At 68.5% G+C, this 14643-nt stretch carries 16 protein-coding genes; 12 read left to right on the plus strand and 4 right to left on the minus strand.

Features of this window, described 5'->3' with window-relative positions; translation table 11 throughout:
* Positions 1–342 precede the first annotated feature (342 nt).
* Positions 343–1176, plus strand: a complete 834-nt coding sequence (locus Pph01_RS16460; RefSeq protein ID WP_275412837.1) for an inositol monophosphatase family protein — start codon at positions 343–345, stop codon at positions 1174–1176.
* Positions 1177–1241: 65 nt separating this feature from the next.
* Here Pph01_RS16460 and Pph01_RS16465 read toward each other — a convergent pair whose 3' ends face one another.
* Complete coding sequence (locus Pph01_RS16465; protein ID WP_203951515.1) at positions 1242–1406, minus strand: hypothetical protein; 165 nt, start codon at positions 1404–1406, stop codon at positions 1242–1244.
* A gap of 240 nt (positions 1407–1646) precedes the next feature.
* Between Pph01_RS16465 and Pph01_RS16470 the strand changes: the two genes are divergently transcribed.
* From Pph01_RS16470 to Pph01_RS16490, 5 genes are all read left to right on the plus strand, one after another.
* Positions 1647–2300 carry a response regulator transcription factor gene (locus tag Pph01_RS16470; protein WP_204073956.1) on the plus strand — a complete coding sequence of 218 codons (654 nt, stop codon included), beginning with the start codon at positions 1647–1649 and terminating at the stop codon, positions 2298–2300.
* A gap of 26 nt (positions 2301–2326) precedes the next feature.
* Positions 2327–3769, plus strand: a complete 1443-nt coding sequence (locus tag Pph01_RS16475; RefSeq protein ID WP_204073957.1) for a sensor histidine kinase — start codon at positions 2327–2329, stop codon at positions 3767–3769.
* A 260-nt stretch (positions 3770–4029) separates the two neighbouring features.
* Positions 4030–4329: a DUF4193 domain-containing protein gene (locus Pph01_RS16480; protein ID WP_030505490.1), complete on the plus strand. Its 300-nt coding sequence runs from the start codon at positions 4030–4032 to the stop codon at positions 4327–4329.
* A gap of 21 nt (positions 4330–4350) precedes the next feature.
* Complete coding sequence (locus tag Pph01_RS16485; protein WP_239116750.1) at positions 4351–5103, plus strand: hypothetical protein; 753 nt, start codon at positions 4351–4353, stop codon at positions 5101–5103.
* Between the two features lie 209 nt (positions 5104–5312).
* Positions 5313–6689 carry an alpha,alpha-trehalose-phosphate synthase (UDP-forming) gene (locus Pph01_RS16490; RefSeq protein WP_204073958.1) on the plus strand — a complete coding sequence of 459 codons (1377 nt, stop codon included), beginning with the start codon at positions 5313–5315 and terminating at the stop codon, positions 6687–6689.
* Here Pph01_RS16490 and Pph01_RS16495 read toward each other — a convergent pair.
* Positions 6686–6979 carry a DUF4235 domain-containing protein gene (locus Pph01_RS16495; protein ID WP_204073959.1) on the minus strand — a complete coding sequence of 98 codons (294 nt, stop codon included), beginning with the start codon at positions 6977–6979 and terminating at the stop codon, positions 6686–6688. The genes Pph01_RS16490 and Pph01_RS16495 overlap by 4 nt on opposite strands.
* A gap of 378 nt (positions 6980–7357) precedes the next feature.
* Here Pph01_RS16495 and Pph01_RS16500 point away from each other — a divergent pair, with 378 nt between their 5' ends.
* From Pph01_RS16500 to Pph01_RS16520, 5 genes are all read left to right on the plus strand, one after another.
* Positions 7358–8581, plus strand: a complete 1224-nt coding sequence (locus Pph01_RS16500; protein WP_204073960.1) for an AI-2E family transporter — start codon at positions 7358–7360, stop codon at positions 8579–8581.
* An 11-nt stretch (positions 8582–8592) separates the two neighbouring features.
* Positions 8593–9030, plus strand: coding sequence for a dUTP diphosphatase (gene dut, locus Pph01_RS16505; RefSeq protein ID WP_203883216.1), 438 nt, complete (start codon positions 8593–8595; stop codon positions 9028–9030).
* Positions 9031–9074: 44 nt separating this feature from the next.
* Positions 9075–9740, plus strand: coding sequence for a DUF3710 domain-containing protein (locus Pph01_RS16510; protein WP_204073961.1), 666 nt, complete (start codon positions 9075–9077; stop codon positions 9738–9740).
* A gap of 147 nt (positions 9741–9887) precedes the next feature.
* The gene (locus tag Pph01_RS16515; RefSeq protein WP_203951509.1) at positions 9888–10280 is read left to right on the plus strand and encodes an OB-fold nucleic acid binding domain-containing protein; all 393 of its coding nucleotides are present in this window, start codon (positions 9888–9890) and stop codon (positions 10278–10280) included.
* A gap of 16 nt (positions 10281–10296) precedes the next feature.
* Positions 10297–10971 carry a DUF3159 domain-containing protein gene (locus Pph01_RS16520; RefSeq protein WP_204073962.1) on the plus strand — a complete coding sequence of 225 codons (675 nt, stop codon included), beginning with the start codon at positions 10297–10299 and terminating at the stop codon, positions 10969–10971.
* Between the two features lie 178 nt (positions 10972–11149).
* On the opposite strand, the gene Pph01_RS16525 is transcribed toward Pph01_RS16520, so the two are convergent.
* Positions 11150–11809, minus strand: a complete 660-nt coding sequence (locus Pph01_RS16525; RefSeq protein WP_204073963.1) for a potassium channel family protein — start codon at positions 11807–11809, stop codon at positions 11150–11152.
* On the minus strand, positions 11809–12477 hold the full coding sequence (locus Pph01_RS16530) for a potassium channel family protein (protein WP_204073964.1): 669 nt from the start codon (positions 12475–12477) through the stop codon (positions 11809–11811). The genes Pph01_RS16525 and Pph01_RS16530 overlap by 1 nt, the downstream gene beginning before the upstream one ends.
* Positions 12478–12584: 107 nt before the next feature.
* On the opposite strand from Pph01_RS16530, the gene Pph01_RS16535 reads away from it, so the two are divergent.
* Positions 12585–14630 carry an APC family permease gene (locus Pph01_RS16535; protein ID WP_204073965.1) on the plus strand — a complete coding sequence of 682 codons (2046 nt, stop codon included), beginning with the start codon at positions 12585–12587 and terminating at the stop codon, positions 14628–14630.
* Positions 14631–14643: the final 13 nt, after the last annotated feature.

The raw sequence follows: 14643 nt of genomic DNA on the forward strand, positions 1-14643 counted from the left end.
GCCGAACTCTTGTGGTGATCATGCACGGGTTCGTGTTCACCTGCCCTGACCTGCCCCTCCTCTGGGTGTGATCATGCACAGGTTCGGTCGCATCCCTCGTGACCTGCGCTTACCTCGTTCGTGATCATGCACAGGTTCGGCGATCAGCCGTACGACCTACGGTGTCGCCGTCCGTGATCATGCAGGCCTTCGGGCCGGCTGATGCCGGTCTGGGAGGATGGCGTCCGTGACCATGCAGTCCGGAAATTTCCGGACTGCATGATCGTGTGAGGCGTTCGCGCAGGTCACACGGCATGATCTCGAATCTGTGCATGATCACGAAATGTGAGGGGGCAGGTCACAGTGGTTGATCGCGAAGGTGTGCATGATCACGGCGGAGAGGGGACGGCGGCGGGGGAATTGCTGACGCTGGCCGTCGACATCGCCCGCGAAGCGGGGGAGATGCTCCTCGCCAAGCGCCCCCCGCGGCCTGAGGTCCTCGCGACCAAGTCGAGCCCGACCGACGTCGTGACCGCCCTGGACAAGGCCGCCGAGGAGTTGATCCGCGCCCGAATCGCCCAGGCTCGCCCGGGCGACGCCGTACTCGGCGAAGAGGGCGGCGACACGCCGGGCGAGGGCGCCGTCCGTTGGGTCGTCGACCCCATCGACGGCACCGTCAACTTCCTGTACGGCCTGCCGGACTGGGCCGTCAGCATCGGGGTCGAGGTGGACGGCGAGATCGTCGCCGGAGTGGTGAACAACATCCCCCGCGGCCAGCTGTTCACGGCCGCGAAGGGCGAGGGTGCGTGGCTGGACGGCGAGCGACTGAGGTGCAACACCGGCGTCCCCCTCGACCGGGCGCTCGTGGCCACGGGGTTCGGCTACGGAGCCGACCGGCGGCGCGTCCAGGCCGAGGTGCTCGCCCAGGTCATGCCGAGGATCAGGGACATCCGGAGGTCGGGCTCCTGCGCCGTCGACCTGTGTTCCGTCGCCGCCGGCCGGGTCGACGCGTACTTCGAGCGCGGCACCAACTACTGGGACCACGCGGCGGGCGGGTTGATCGCGGCCGAGGCCGGCGCCAGGGTCGGCGGCCTGCGCGGCAGGCCGGTCCATCCTGACCTGGTCATGTCCGCCGCGCCCGGGTTGTTCGAGGAGTTGCGCAATCTGCTGACCCCGCTCGACCCCGACCACGACTGAGCGCCGTCCGGAGACGGCGAAGGGGGCCCACCGCAGCGGTGGGCCCCCTTGAGTTTGTTGCCGTCTTATCGCTGGATCAGGATGCCGTGATCGTCGGCCAGGCGGCGTAGGTCTTCGATCTCGGCGGTGAGCGCGTCGGCGAGGAATGCGTCTCCACTCGACCTGGCCTCCTCGAGACCCTTGTAGGCCTGGTCGAGCCGGGATTCGATCGTGCTGGTGAACTCGCCCATCTCACCTTCTTTCTCGGGACGAACGTGCCGCGCGCGGACCCCGCAGCGGATCCTGGGGAGGGAATACCTTCCCCGGCACACGACAATTTGGGGTGTAGACCCCCAGTACCCACCGGCGGCCTTGTCCCAAACCACCCAAATCATGTGCTCTGCATCACGTGATCGCGGGCAACCGCTTACCGCAGGCTTACGCCGGGTGTTGCGAGAATGAGGACGTCATTCCAGCTGAGGAGGACCCTGATGCGCGTGCTTGTGGTGGAGGACGAGCGTGTCCTCGCGGACGCCATCGCGACCGGGCTGCGCCGAGAGGCGATGGCCGTGGACGTGGCGTACGACGGCGCCGCCGCGCTGGAGAAGACCGGCTACATCGACTACGACGTGATCGTCCTCGACCGCGACCTGCCGAAGGTCCACGGCGATCAGGTGGCACGGGAGCTCGTCACCCAGAGGTCGGGCTCGCGGATCATCATGCTGACGGCCGCCGGCGACGTGGACGACAAGGTCGAGGGCCTGGAACTGGGCGCCGACGACTACCTCGCCAAGCCGTTCGCCTTCCTGGAACTGGTCGCCCGGGTGCGGGCGCTGGGCCGCAGGTCGGCGCCGCCCCTGCCTCCCGTACTCGAGCGGGCGGGGATCCGTCTCGACCCGGGTAAGCGGCTCGTCACGCGCGACGACAAGGAGATCGCGCTGACCAAGAAGGAGTTCGCGGTCCTCGAGGAGCTGATGCGCGCCGAGGGCGCCGTCGTCAGCCAGGAGGATCTTCTCGACAAGGCGTGGGACGAGCACATCGACCCGTTCACCAATGTCGTACGGGTCACCATGATGACCCTGCGCAAGAAGCTCGGTGAACCCCAGGTCATCGAGACCGTCCCGGGGGTGGGATACCGGCTGTGAGCCGATCACAGGGGACTCGAGGTGACATGGTGAGCGGACCGGGCGAGCCCGGCGCCCGCCCGGGGGACGGGTCGGACAAGCCCGGCGACCGTCCGGGGCACGGGGCCGAGAACTCGGTGCCCACCCCGCCCGCAGGGGCGCCGCAGGCGGAAGAGCGGACAGAGGACCTGCACGTGGGACCGGCCCGGCGCGCGTCCCGTGGCCAGGCCCCGCCGCCCAGCGGACCTCCCGCCTGGGACGGGCCACCGCCTCTGGTGGCCCATCCTGTGAAGGTGAGCCTCCTCGACCAGGTCAAGGCGCTGTCGGACCGGATGAGCATCCGGTGGCGGCTGACGCTCACCTACAGCGCCCTGTTCTTCGCGGCGGGCGCCCTGCTGCTTCTCGTGATGTATGTGCTGGTGCGCCCGGTGCTGAACAGCGCGCTGAAGGTCTACCTCACGGTCCCCGGCGACACACCCCAGTGGCTCATCGACTACTGGGGGCAGGAGATCACCTACAGGAACGCCTCCGTGAGCGACGCGGTGCTCGGCGCGCTGATCACCCGCGGGCTTCTGGCGCTCCTGGGAGTCGGCATCATCGCGGTGATCCTCGGGTACGTCGTCGCGGACCGGGCCCTTCGGCCGATCAAGCAGATGACGGCCACCGCGCGGAAGTTGTCGGAGACCTCGCTCGCCCACGAGCGCATCGACCTCACCGGCCCCGACGACGAGCTCAAGGAACTCGCCGACACCTTCGACGCCATGCTGATCAGGCTCAACGCGGCCTTCGACGCCCAGCGCAGGTTCGTCGACAACGCCTCGCACGAGCTGAGGACCCCTCTCGCCATCAACCGGACGGTTCTGGAGGTCGCGCTCGCCGACCCCGAGGCGTCCGAAGATCTCAAGGTGCTCGGCCGTACGCTCCTGGGGACCACCGCGCGCAACGAGCGCCTGATCGAGGGACTGCTGCTGCTGGCCCGGAGCGATCGGGAGTTGTCCGTACGCAAACCGGTGGACATTCAGGAGGTCGCCAGGACGGCCATCGATCAACTCGCCCCGTTCGCGGAAGAGGAAGAGATCGCCGTCGAATACGACCTTCATCCCGCGCTCACGACAGGTGATCCGGTTCTTCTCGAACGCTGCGTTTCGAACCTGATCGAGAACGGCATCAAGCACAATGCCGGACCTTCCGGAAAAGTGTGGGTCCGTACGGGAATTGTCGGTGGGGGTGCCGTTGTTCAGATCGCGAACACGGGACCACACGTTCCCGCGTACGAGGTGGACAGCCTGTTCGAGCCGTTCAGGAGACTGAACGCCGACCGGATCCAGTCGGCCAAAGGCGCGGGTCTCGGCCTGTCCATCGTGCGCGCGATCGTCCGTGCGCACGGCGGATCGGTGAGCGCCGTCCCCCGTGACGGCGGAGGACTCGTGATGACGGTGCGTCTGTCGGGGGTTGGGGTGACCGCCGGTGGGGCGCAGTCGGCGCGCTGATGGAGCGCCCGCGCCGCACATGTGGTTGGATGTGCCGTCGAAACGCGGTGGGTCATACCGTCGATACTGTGGTTTTCGCCATATTTGGCTAACCAGAGCCTAGTGCGGGATGCCCCTCTCGTGTTGGGAGGTTGAGTGTTCGTCGATGCGGGTACCGATTGCAAATCTCCCGGCGGCGACGGGCACATTTTCCGCCTCCCGAGCGTTGAAGACGCGCGACGTAGGCGCAGACAGATAGATGAGGGGGATGGAGTACGCAAATGGCAACCGACTACGACAGCCCGCGCAAGACTGATGACGACCTGAATGAGGACAGCCTTCAGGAACTTCAGGCGCGGCGCAGTGACAAGTCGTCGGGCAGCATCGACATCGACGAGACGGATCTCGCCGAGTCGCTGGAGCTGCCGGGGGCTGATCTCTCCAACGAGGAGTTGTCTCTTCGGGTGATCCCGCGTCAGGCGGACGAGTTCACCTGCTCTCGCTGCTTCCTGGTGCATCACCGCAGCCAGCTGGCCTCCGAGAAGAACGGTCAGCAGGTCTGCCGAGAGTGTGCGGCCTAGGAGTCTCTTGAGGAGGGTCCGTTGACTCCCGAAACGGATCGATCGAACGAAGAGGTCGCCGACCTGGTCGGCAAGCTTGTGACCCCTGATGAGGCGGACGGGGCCGAGCGGCGTCGGCTGCTCGGCCGCCTCAGCAAGGCGCTCGCGACATCGGCCAAGAACGCCCGCGGGTCAGGTGCGGGGCGTGGACGATGGTTGGCCGACATGTTCGTCAACATCGCCCAGCGGCTGCCGATCCGCGACTACGCGACCTTGCAGGAACACCATTACGGCCTGACGGGAGAGCAACTGGCCGACGACCTCGTACGCACGGCGGCGAAGGCGACGACGGCCATAGGCGCGGTGGGGGGAGCCCTCGCCGCGGCCGAGTTCGCGGCTCCGCCCCTGCTGCTGTCCGCTCCGGCGCAGCTTGTGGCCGAGACGCTGGTCGTGGCCGCGATCGAGGTCAAGCTCCTCGCCGAGCTGCACGAGGTGTACGGCGTGCCCGTCCAGGGCAACGGCTCCCAGCGGGCGGCCGCCTACACCATGGCCTGGTCGAAGCAGCGTGGTGTCAACCCCCTCACGCCGGGCTCGGCCACCTTCGCCCTGGGGGCGGCGGCGAAGACGGCCCTGCGCAACCGCCTCATGCGGACACTCGGCAGGCACCTCACCACCCTCGGGCCCTTCCTCACCGGCGCGGTCGCCGGCGGCGCGCTCAACCGGGCGGCCACCAAGAGGCTCGCGGAGGCCGTACGCGCCGATCTGCGCCGGCAACGGGCCCTGCCCCCCACCTGATTTCCGGTCCGTCCCCCAACTGATCCGCGGCAGGACCGGGAAGCCCGGTAGCGAAGTATGGCGGATTGGTCTAAACCTCTTGGGCGGCGGCTGTGAGCTGCGTGAGATCATCCTCACATCGCCCCTTGTGAATTGTGCACGTCCTGACGGGTATGGGCGATCGCAGTGGCCTTTCATATGGTGGGGCACAGGCGACCCTGGAGGGCTTCATGCATGGCACCAGCTCGTTTCTGATCGTCGCGAACCGGCTTCCCGTGGACCGCGTGGGCGAGAAGGAATGGCGGCGCAGCCCCGGCGGACTCGTCACCGCGATCGCGCCCGTGATGCAGCGGCGTGACGGCGCCTGGCTCGGCTGGACCGGTGCCGCCGAGGAGGAGCTGAAGCCGTTCGACGACGACGGCATGCACCTGATCCCGGTTCCGCTGTCCGCCATGGAGGTCGAGCTCTACTACGAGGGTTTCTCCAACGCGACGTTGTGGCCGCTCTATCACGACGTGGTCGCGACCCCGGTCTACTCGCGGGTGCTGTGGGACGCCTACCGGGCGGTCAACGACCGGTTCGCCCGCGCCGCCGCGGACGCAGCGGCCCCCGGGGCCGTCGTATGGGTGCAGGACTACCAGCTCCAGCTCGTGCCCGCCATGCTGCGCAGGCTTCGCCCCGACCTGAAGATCGGGTTCTTCCTGCACATCCCGTTCCCGCCCGCCGAGCTGTTCTGGCAGCTTCCCTGGCGGAGCGAGATCCTCGAGGGTCTGCTCGGCGCCGACCTCGTCGGATTCCAGCGTCCCGGCGGCGCCTCCAACTTCATCCGGCTCTGCCGCCGCCTCCTCGGCCTGCAGTACCACCGCAACGAGATCTACGTCGACGGCCGGACCGTACGGACCGACGCGTTCCCGATCTCCGTGGACTTCGGCGAGCTCGACCAGATGGTCCGCGAGCCGCGCATCCAGGCCCGCGCCAAGGAGATCAGGGCCGAACTCGGCGACCCCGAGCACGTGCTGCTCGGCGTGGACCGGCTCGACTACACCAAGGGCATCGGCCAGCGGCTCAAGGCGTTCGGCGAGCTGCTCGGCGACGGCACGGTCAAGCCGGGCGAGGCGGCGTTCGTGCAGGTGGCCACGCCCACGCGGGAGCGGGTCGCGGAGTACATCCGGCTGCGCAACGACATCGAGCGGAAGGTGGGCCGGATCAACGGCGAGCACGGCATGCTCGGCAGCCAGCCCATCACCTATCTCCACCAGTCGTACAGCAAGGCCGAGCTCGCGGCGCTCTACTGCGCCGCCGACGTCATGGTGGTCACCCCGTTGCGCGACGGCATGAACCTGGTGGCCAAGGAGTACGTCGCGTGCCGGCACGACCTGCGTGGTGCCCTGGTGCTCAGCGAGTTCGCCGGGGCCGCCGACGAGTTGCGGCAGGCGTTCCTCGTCAATCCGTACGACATCGAGGGCATGAAACGGGCGATGCTCGCGGCGATGCGGGCTACCCCGCACGAGCTGGGCCGCAGGATGCGCTCACTGAGGCGCAGGGTCGCCACGCACAACGTCGACAAGTGGGCCAGCGACTTCCTCACCGCTCTCGAGGAGCACTAGAGGTCCTTCGCCGATTCCTTCCACGACCGCCACTTCCGGGCGGCGGCGCGGGTCGCCACGATGCGGGCGACCTCCATGCCGAGACCCATCACGACGGCATAGGCGATGGCCTCGCGGAGGCTGATCTCGGGGGAGTCGACGTTGGCCGGGGGCTTCTTGCCCGTCGACTTCTCCCAGGCGTACGAGAGCACCTTGCGTGAGGCGAAGCCCACGGCGAGCCCCACGAGACCGCCTACGATCCGCCACTGCATGTCGGGCTTGTCCGCGTCAGCCCGCGTAATGTCCGCCATGATTCCTCCTCAGTGATGACCATAGTGTCTACCCATAGCAACCCCCGCCACGCCATTCGGGCGTGATCATGCACGGATTCGTAGATCTGCCCGCGGACCTGCCCCTCCCCTGGTCGTGATCATGCAGACATTCGCGAATGTGTGCATGATCACGCCGGGAGATGGGGCAGGTCAGGGCCCATTTCGGCGAACATGTGCATGATCACAGCCGGGGGAGGGGGAGGTCGGGGGCCATGTTCACGAATGTGTGCATGATCACGCCGAGGGGGAGGGGGATCGCGCCCAGGGAGAGGGCGGGGACGCGGTGTTCATTCCAAAATGCGGAGCGTGAGCGAGAACACGTGCGCGCCGGGGCGGAGAACATGCCAGGCTTGACGCGTGATCTCGCCTAAGGAGCGTGAAGACGCCGCGGTTCCCCGCGTTCTCGTCACGCTGGCCGCATGGAGCTGGCGCGTGCTGCTGCTCGGCGCGATGATCTATGTGTTCGCGTTGATCATCGGGCGGCTGAGTTTCGTCGTCCTGCCCGTGGCCATAGCCTTCCTCCTGACCGCTCTGCTGTTCCCGATGACCAGGCGGCTGCGCCGCTTCGGCCTGCGGCCCATCTACGCGACGTGGATCACCATGCTGTTCGGCCTGGCGATCATCGTCGGCGTCGGCTTCATGATCGGGCTGCGGGCCAACGAGGAGTTCCCGCGGCTGGTCGAGCAGATCCAGCTCACCGCCCGCAGCGTGCAGGACTGGTTGCTTCACGGGCCGCTCCAGCTCAAGGAGGCCCAGCTGGCCGACATGGTCGACGAGCTGACGAAGCAGATCAACGACCAGCGCAGCCAGATCACCGACACGCTGCTCACCGGGGCCACCGCGATCGTCGAGGTGCTCACCTCCATCATTCTGATGCTGTTCGTGACGTTCTTCCTGCTCAAGGACGGCGACCGCATCTGGGCCTGGTTCCTGCGGGCGTTCGGCACCGCCTCGCCGCGCGTCGACCGCGCCGGGCGCGCCGCCTGGGTCACGATCTCCCACTACGTCCACGGCACGGTCGCCGTCGCGGCGATCCACGGGGTCGTCATCGGCGTCGTCCTCGCGGGCATGCAGGTCCCGCTCTGGGCGCCGCTGGCGGTGGTGGTGTTCCTGGCCAGCTTCATCCCGATCGTCGGGATCTTCTTCGCCGGCACCATCGCGACCCTCGTGACGTTCGGCTCGCAGGGCTGGGTGTACGCGCTGATCTTCGTGGGAGTCCTCGTCGTCGAGCAGCAACTGGAGAACCACGTCCTCCAGCCGCTCATCGTCGGGCGCGCCCTGGCGTTCCACCCTCTCGCGATCATCCTGGTCCTCGCCATCGGCGGCGTCCTGGGCGGGATCGCCGGAGCCGCGGTTGCGGTGCCCGTGACGGCCGTGATCTACCGCGCGCTGCCCGAGCTGAGACGGAGCCAGCCCGAGGCCCCGCCCCCCGAGGAAGGCCCCCTGCCGGAGGTTCCTCCGCAGTCTTCGGAACCCTCCCCTGAGCGGCCGAGACCGTCGATCCCCGAACCCACCGTCCCGGATGAGGATCAACCGTCGTCTAACGCGGGAGGGGCGGTGTCTCCGCAGCACAACGGGTAGGGTCTTGCGTCATGAGCGTTGAAGTCCTGATCCATCGCCTGGACGCCGGGCTTCCGTTGCCGTCGTACGCCCATCCGGGCGACGCCGGCGCCGATCTTCGCGCTACCGTGGACGTCGAACTGCTGCCCGGAGAGCGGGCCGTGGTGGGAACCGGGATCGCCATCGCGCTTCCCGACGGCTACGCCGCGTTCGTCCACCCCCGCTCCGGGCTGGCCGCCAAGTACGGCGTCACGCTCGTGAACGCGCCGGGGACGGTCGACGCGGGGTACCGGGGTGAGATCAAGGTGACCTTGATCAACACCGATGCCAAGGAGGCGGTACGGCTCAAGCGCGGCGACCGGATCGCTCAACTGGTCGTCCAGCGCGTGGAGAAGGCCGCGTTTCATGAGGTGGAGCGCCTGCCCGGATCGGCGCGGGGCGCCGACGGGTTCGGATCCACCGGCAGCTGACAGCCGTCGATCACGGCACGGCAGACAGAGGAGTGTGAAGGAACGTGTTCCGACGCAGGCGAAGCGCGGAGGTGGAGGCGGCACCGGCCGTCTCGGAGGACCGGCCCGCTCCCGCGCGGACATCGGGCCCGTGGGACGCCCAGGAGGGCTACCCGGAGGCCGAGCGGGTCGACCTCGGAGGTCTCCACCTCCCCATCGGCCCGGGGTTCGAGGTGCAGCTCAGCCTGGCGGGGGACCAGATCGACGGCGCGCTCGTCCTGGTGAACGAGAGCGCCCTGCAGGTGCACGCGTTCGCCGCGCCCAAGCGCAGTGGAATCTGGGACGAGGTCCGCGCCGAGTTGTCCCGTGAGGTCGTGGCCGTGGGCGGCACGGTCCGGGAGCAGGAGGGGCCCTTCGGCGCCGAGCTGGCGGCGATGGTCCCCACGCAGGGCCAGGAGCCGCAGCCCGTCCGGTACATCGGGATCGACGGCCCTCGCTGGTTCCTCAGGGCGGTCATCAGCGGGCGCGCGGCCGTCGACCCCGCCGTGGCCGAGACCCTCGAGAACGTCGTCAGGGACATCGTGGTGGTCCGGGGCGACGAGCCCATGGCCCCCAAGGACCCGATCCAGCTCCGGCTGCCGGCGGAGGCCAGGCAGGCGATGGAGGAACAGGCAGCGCAGCAGCCGAAGTTCCCGTTCGAGCGCGGCCCGGAGATCACCGAGACACGCTGACGGCCCTGTCCGTGATGCGGAGATCCTGCATTCTTGTCCTTTAGGCTTCGGATGTGCTCAAGTAGTGTGCGATGAGAGCGTCCCCTACGCTTGAAGGCATGATGACGGGTCCTCTTAACTGCGAGCTGGGAAGCTGGTGAGCGACCGATGAGCACGCCGGAGCCTGCCAAACGCGGCGGACTGCGGGGTTTCTTTCAGCGGCTGGCCACCAGCCAGGCCGACCTCGAGGCGGCTGAGCTGCGTGAGGACCTGGGACGGCAGGGGGCCACTCCGATCGCCGCGTGTGGCGAACGGCGCCGCTTCTGTGTGGCGGGTACGCTACGTACCGTGACATTGCGGCCGCGCGGGGGTGCGCCCGCTCTGGAGGCCGAGCTGTACGACGGGTCGGACGTGATCGACCTGGTCTGGCTGGGCCGCCGGAAGATCGTCGGGATCGAGCCCGGCCGCGTCGTACGGGCTGAGGGCCTGGTGAGTCTCCAGGACGGCCGCAAGGTCATGTTCAATCCTCGTTACGAGCTGCGCCCTGCGGGTGGCCCTTGATCATTCAGGAGACGGTATGAGCACAGCGGACACGACGGCCGCGCCGGAGGCGCACGCAACCGTTGAGTCGGCCGTCCGTGCCCAGCTGTCGAAGGCGCTGGGCGGTAAGCGGGGAATCGTCGAGGCGGCGGTTCCCACCATCGTCTTCACCGCGATGTGGATCACGACGGAAGAGCTGAAGCTCTCGCTGATCGTCAGCATCGCCGCCTCCGTGATCCTCCTGGTCGTACGGCTGGCCCAGCGGAGCACCCCGCAGTTCGTGCTCAACAGCCTCGTCGGCATCGGAATCGGCGCCTTCTTCGCGTCCAGGACCGGTGAGGCCAAGGACGTCTTCCTGCCGGGCATCTACTACAACGGGATCTACGCCGCGGGCATGCTCCTGTCGATCGTCCTGCGCTGGCCAATCGTCGGCTTCCTCGTCGGATCGGTGACCGGCGACCCGACCGCCTGGCACAAGGATCCCGGCCTGGTGCGCCTGTGCAACCGGCTGACGTGGCTGCTGATGTTGCCCTGTCTGATCCGGGTCGTGGTGCAGCTGCCGCTCTACTGGGCGGACCTCGTGGCCCCACTCGGCATCGCCAAGCTCGCTCTGGGCTGGCCGCTGCAGGTGGCCGGGCTCGCCGCGATGCTCTGGGTGCTGGCCAGAGGCCGCACCCCCGTCCAGCCCGCTCCTGCCCAGCCGGCGGGCTGACGCAGTACACCCCCGTGCAGCCCGGTCCGGCTCAGCCGGCGGGCTGACGCAGTACACCCCCGTGCAGCCCGGTCCGGCTCAGCCGGCGGGCTGACGTGTCACACCCCCGGTCCGGCCCAGCGAGTGGCCTGACGCGGCCGCCGCGTCCAGGCGGCGACCGCGGCCCGCGATCGGCGGCTCAGTGCGAGGACAGCAGCTGGGCGAGCTCGTGCTCGACCTCTTGATTGGCCACGAAGAGCAGCTCGTCGCCCGCCTCAAGCGGATCGTCGGCCGAGGGGACGAGCACCCGGCCCTCGCGGAGGATGGCGACCAGGGCGGCGTCCTCCGGCCACGGCACGGAACCCGCCCGCTGGCCGACGACGGGCGCGTCCTCGGCGAGGGTGAGCTCGACGAGGTTCGCCTGGCCCTGGCGGAAGGTCATCAGCCGGACCAGGTCTCCGACGCTGACGGCCTCCTCGACCAGCGCCGACAGCAGGCGCGGGGTCGAGACGGCGACGTCCACCCCCCACGACTCGTTGAACAGCCATTCGTTCTTCGGGTGGTTGATGCGGGCGACCACGCGCGGCACGCCGTACTCGGTCTTGGCGAGCAGCGAGACGACGAGGTTGACCTTGTCGTCGCCGGAGGCCGCGATCACGACCTGGCAACCGTTGAGCCCCGCCTCGTCGAGCGAGGAGATCTCACAGGCGTCGGCGAGGAGCCACTCGGCCCGGGGCACGCTGTCGATCTTGATGGCTCGAGGGTCGATGTCGATGAGCAGGACGTCGTGGCCGTTCTCCAGCAGTTCGGCCGCGATGGAGCGGCCCACGGCGCCTGCGCCCGCGATGGTGACGCGCATCAGTGCTCCTCGTCCGACGGCGCGCTGGACAACACCTTGTTGATCCGCTCCATCTCGTTCTCGGCCGCGATCAGGTGGAGGATGTCGCCATCCTGGATCACGGTGTCCTCCTTGGGCACCAGGGCCTCACCCATGCGGTTGACGAAGGCCACGCGGGCGCCCGCTGCGCTCTCGACGGCCGTGCTGCGGAAGCCGATCCACCCGGGGTGGAAGGTGACCTCCGCCAGGATCACGGTGCCCGTGGGGTCGCGCCAGAGCGGTTCCGCGCCCTCGGGCAGGACCCTGCGCAGGATCTGGTCGGCCGTCCATCGGACGGTGGCGACGGTCGGGATGCCGAGCCGCTGGTACACCTCGGCCCGGCGGGAATCGTAGATGCGGGCGACGACGTTCTCGACGCCGAACATCTCCCGCGCCACCCGCGCCGAGATGATGTTGGAGTTGTCGCCGCTGCTGACGGCGACGAAGGCGGCGGCTGACTCGATGCCGGCCTCCCCGAGCACGTCGCGGTCGAAGCCCATCCCGGTCACCCGCCGGCCGCGGAAGCCCGCACGGAGCCTGCGGAAGGCCTGCGGGTCGCGGTCGATGATGGCGACCGAGTGGCCGTTGTCCTCGAGGATGTGAGCGAGAGTCGATCCGACCCGCCCGCATCCCATGATCACGATATGCATACTCTCCCGCCGTGGGTTTGTGGCGGACTCCTGTTGCAGACAGTATGTCGCGCTCTCCTCCCAACCATGTGCGCCGGGCGGGCTGTCGCGTACTAGGCTCAACAGACGTGTCAAAGGTGACGGATCTTGTCAAACGGCTCCTCGTGGGGCGCGCTCTGCGAAGCACGCAGCTCCACGATCAGCTGCTGCCCAAACGCGTGGCCCTGCCGGTCTTCGCGAGTGACGCGCTGTCCTCCGTGGCCTACGCGCCGCAGGAGATCCTGGTCATCCTGTCACTGGCCGGCGCCACCTTCTACAGCTACAGCCCGTGGGTGGCGGCCGCCGTCGTCCTCGTCATGCTGGTCGTCGTCGCGTCCTACCGGCAGAACGTGCACGCCTACCCCAGCGGCGGCGGCGACTACGAGGTGGCGACGACGAACCTCGGGGCGAACGCCGGGCTGACGGTCGCGAGCGCGCTGCTCGTCGACTACGTGCTCACCGTCGCCGTGTCGGTGGCCAACGGCGCCGACTACGTGGGCGCCACGATTCCGTTCGTGGCCGAGCACCGACCCCTCGTGGCGATCGGGATCGTGGTCATCCTGACCGTCATCAACCTGCGCGGCCTGCGCGAGTCCGGCGTCGCGTTCGCGATCCCCACGTACGCCTTCATGATCGCGGTCATCGGCATGGTCCTGTGGGGCATGTTCCGGCTGCTCGTCCTCGGGGACGACCTCCGGGCGCCGACGGCCGACTACCGGATCGTGTCCGAACAGGCGGACCTGGCCGGGTTCGCCCTCGCCTTCCTCGTCCTGCGGGCGTTCTCGTCCGGATGCGCCGCCCTGACGGGTGTCGAGGCGATCAGCAACGGCGTGCCGGCCTTCCGCAAGCCCAAGAGCCGCAACGCGGCGACGACGCTGCTGCTGATGGGCGGCATCGCCGTCACGATGTTCAGCGGGATCATCTTCCTGGGGCTCAAATCCGGGGTGAAGGTCACCGAGCCCGCCAACGTCGCCAGAGACATCCTGATCAACGGTCACCCGGCCGGGCCGGACTACTACCAGCAGCCGATCATCGCGCAGGTCGCGTCGGCCGTCTTCGGCGACGGCTCGGCCCTGTTCGTGGTGATCTCGGCGGTGACCGCGCTGATCCTCTTCCTCGCCGCCAACACCGCCTTCAACGGCTTCCCCGTCCTGGGCTCGATCCTCGCCCAGGACCGCTACCTGCCGCGCCAGCTCCACACCCGTGGCGACCGCCTCGCCTTCAGCAACGGAATCGTCCTGCTGGCCGCCGGCGCGGGACTGCTGATCTGGGCCTTCAACGCCGACGTGAGCAAGCTGCTCAACCTCTACATCGTCGGCGTCTTCGTCTCGTTCACGCTCAGCCAGCTCGGCATGGTCCGGCACTGGACCCGTCACCTGAAGACCGAGACCGACCCCAAGGTCCGGTTCCGCATGCTGAGGGCGCGGGTCATCAACGGCTTCGGCGGCGTCATGACCGGCATCGTCCTGGTCGTCGTCCTGCTGACCAAGTTCACCCACGGCGCGTACATCGTCTGCATCGCCATGCCCGTCCTGTTCCTGATGATGAAGGGCATCCGCCACCACTACGACCGCGTCGCCGAGGAACTGGCCGCGCCCGAGGAGGGCGAGCACGACGAGTCGATGTTGCCGGCGCGCAACCACGCCGTCGTGCTCGTCTCCAAGATCCACAAGCCGACGTTGCGCGCCCTGGCGTACGCGAAGGCGACCCGCCCCTCGACGCTGGAGGCCGTCACGGTGAGCGTCGACGCCGACGAGGCGGCCAGGCTGCAGGAGGAATGGGACCGCCGGGGCATCCCCGTGCCCTTGAAGATCCTCGACTCGCCCTACCGCGAGATCACCGGGCCCGTGCTCGAGTACGTGAAGTCGCTGCGCCGCCGCTCGCCGCGCGACGTGGTGAGCGTCTACATCCCGGAATACGTCGTCGGCCACTGGTGGGAGCACCTGCTCCACAACCAGAGCGCGTTGCGGCTCAAGGGCCGGCTGCTGTTCAAGCCGGGTGTCATGGTGACCAGCGTGCCGTGGCAGCTGGCCTCCTCCGACCGTCTCAAGAGCCGTCCGGTCGGCCTCGCGCCCGGCGCCGCCCGCCGCTCGTATTCGGCGCCCGCGCCGAAGGACGATCAGGTCAAGGCATGATTGACCTCATGAC

This window comes from Planotetraspora phitsanulokensis (genome assembly GCF_016863295.1).
Taxonomy (GTDB): Bacteria; Actinomycetota; Actinomycetes; order Streptosporangiales; family Streptosporangiaceae; genus Planotetraspora; species Planotetraspora phitsanulokensis.

Excerpts from the sequence above, each read along its gene's own strand:
- Pph01_RS16490 (WP_204073958.1), top strand. The coding sequence starts at position 5,313 with ATGCATGGCACCAGCTCGTTTCTGATCGTCGCGAACCGGCTTCCCGTG.
- Pph01_RS16470 (WP_204073956.1), top strand. The coding sequence starts at position 1,647 with ATGCGCGTGCTTGTGGTGGAGGACGAGCGTGTCCTCGCGGACGCCATC.
- Pph01_RS16515 (WP_203951509.1), top strand. The coding sequence starts at position 9,888 with ATGAGCACGCCGGAGCCTGCCAAACGCGGCGGACTGCGGGGTTTCTTT.
- Pph01_RS16495 (WP_204073959.1), bottom strand. The coding sequence starts at position 6,979 with ATGGCGGACATTACGCGGGCTGACGCGGACAAGCCCGACATGCAGTGG.
- Pph01_RS16525 (WP_204073963.1), bottom strand. The coding sequence starts at position 11,809 with ATGCGCGTCACCATCGCGGGCGCAGGCGCCGTGGGCCGCTCCATCGCG.
- dut (WP_203883216.1), top strand. The coding sequence starts at position 8,593 with ATGAGCGTTGAAGTCCTGATCCATCGCCTGGACGCCGGGCTTCCGTTG.
- Pph01_RS16465 (WP_203951515.1), bottom strand. The coding sequence starts at position 1,406 with ATGGGCGAGTTCACCAGCACGATCGAATCCCGGCTCGACCAGGCCTAC.
- Pph01_RS16475 (WP_204073957.1), top strand. The coding sequence starts at position 2,327 with ATGGTGAGCGGACCGGGCGAGCCCGGCGCCCGCCCGGGGGACGGGTCG.
- Pph01_RS16520 (WP_204073962.1), top strand. The coding sequence starts at position 10,297 with ATGAGCACAGCGGACACGACGGCCGCGCCGGAGGCGCACGCAACCGTT.
- Pph01_RS16530 (WP_204073964.1), bottom strand. The coding sequence starts at position 12,477 with ATGCATATCGTGATCATGGGATGCGGGCGGGTCGGATCGACTCTCGCT.
- Pph01_RS16480 (WP_030505490.1), top strand. The coding sequence starts at position 4,030 with ATGGCAACCGACTACGACAGCCCGCGCAAGACTGATGACGACCTGAAT.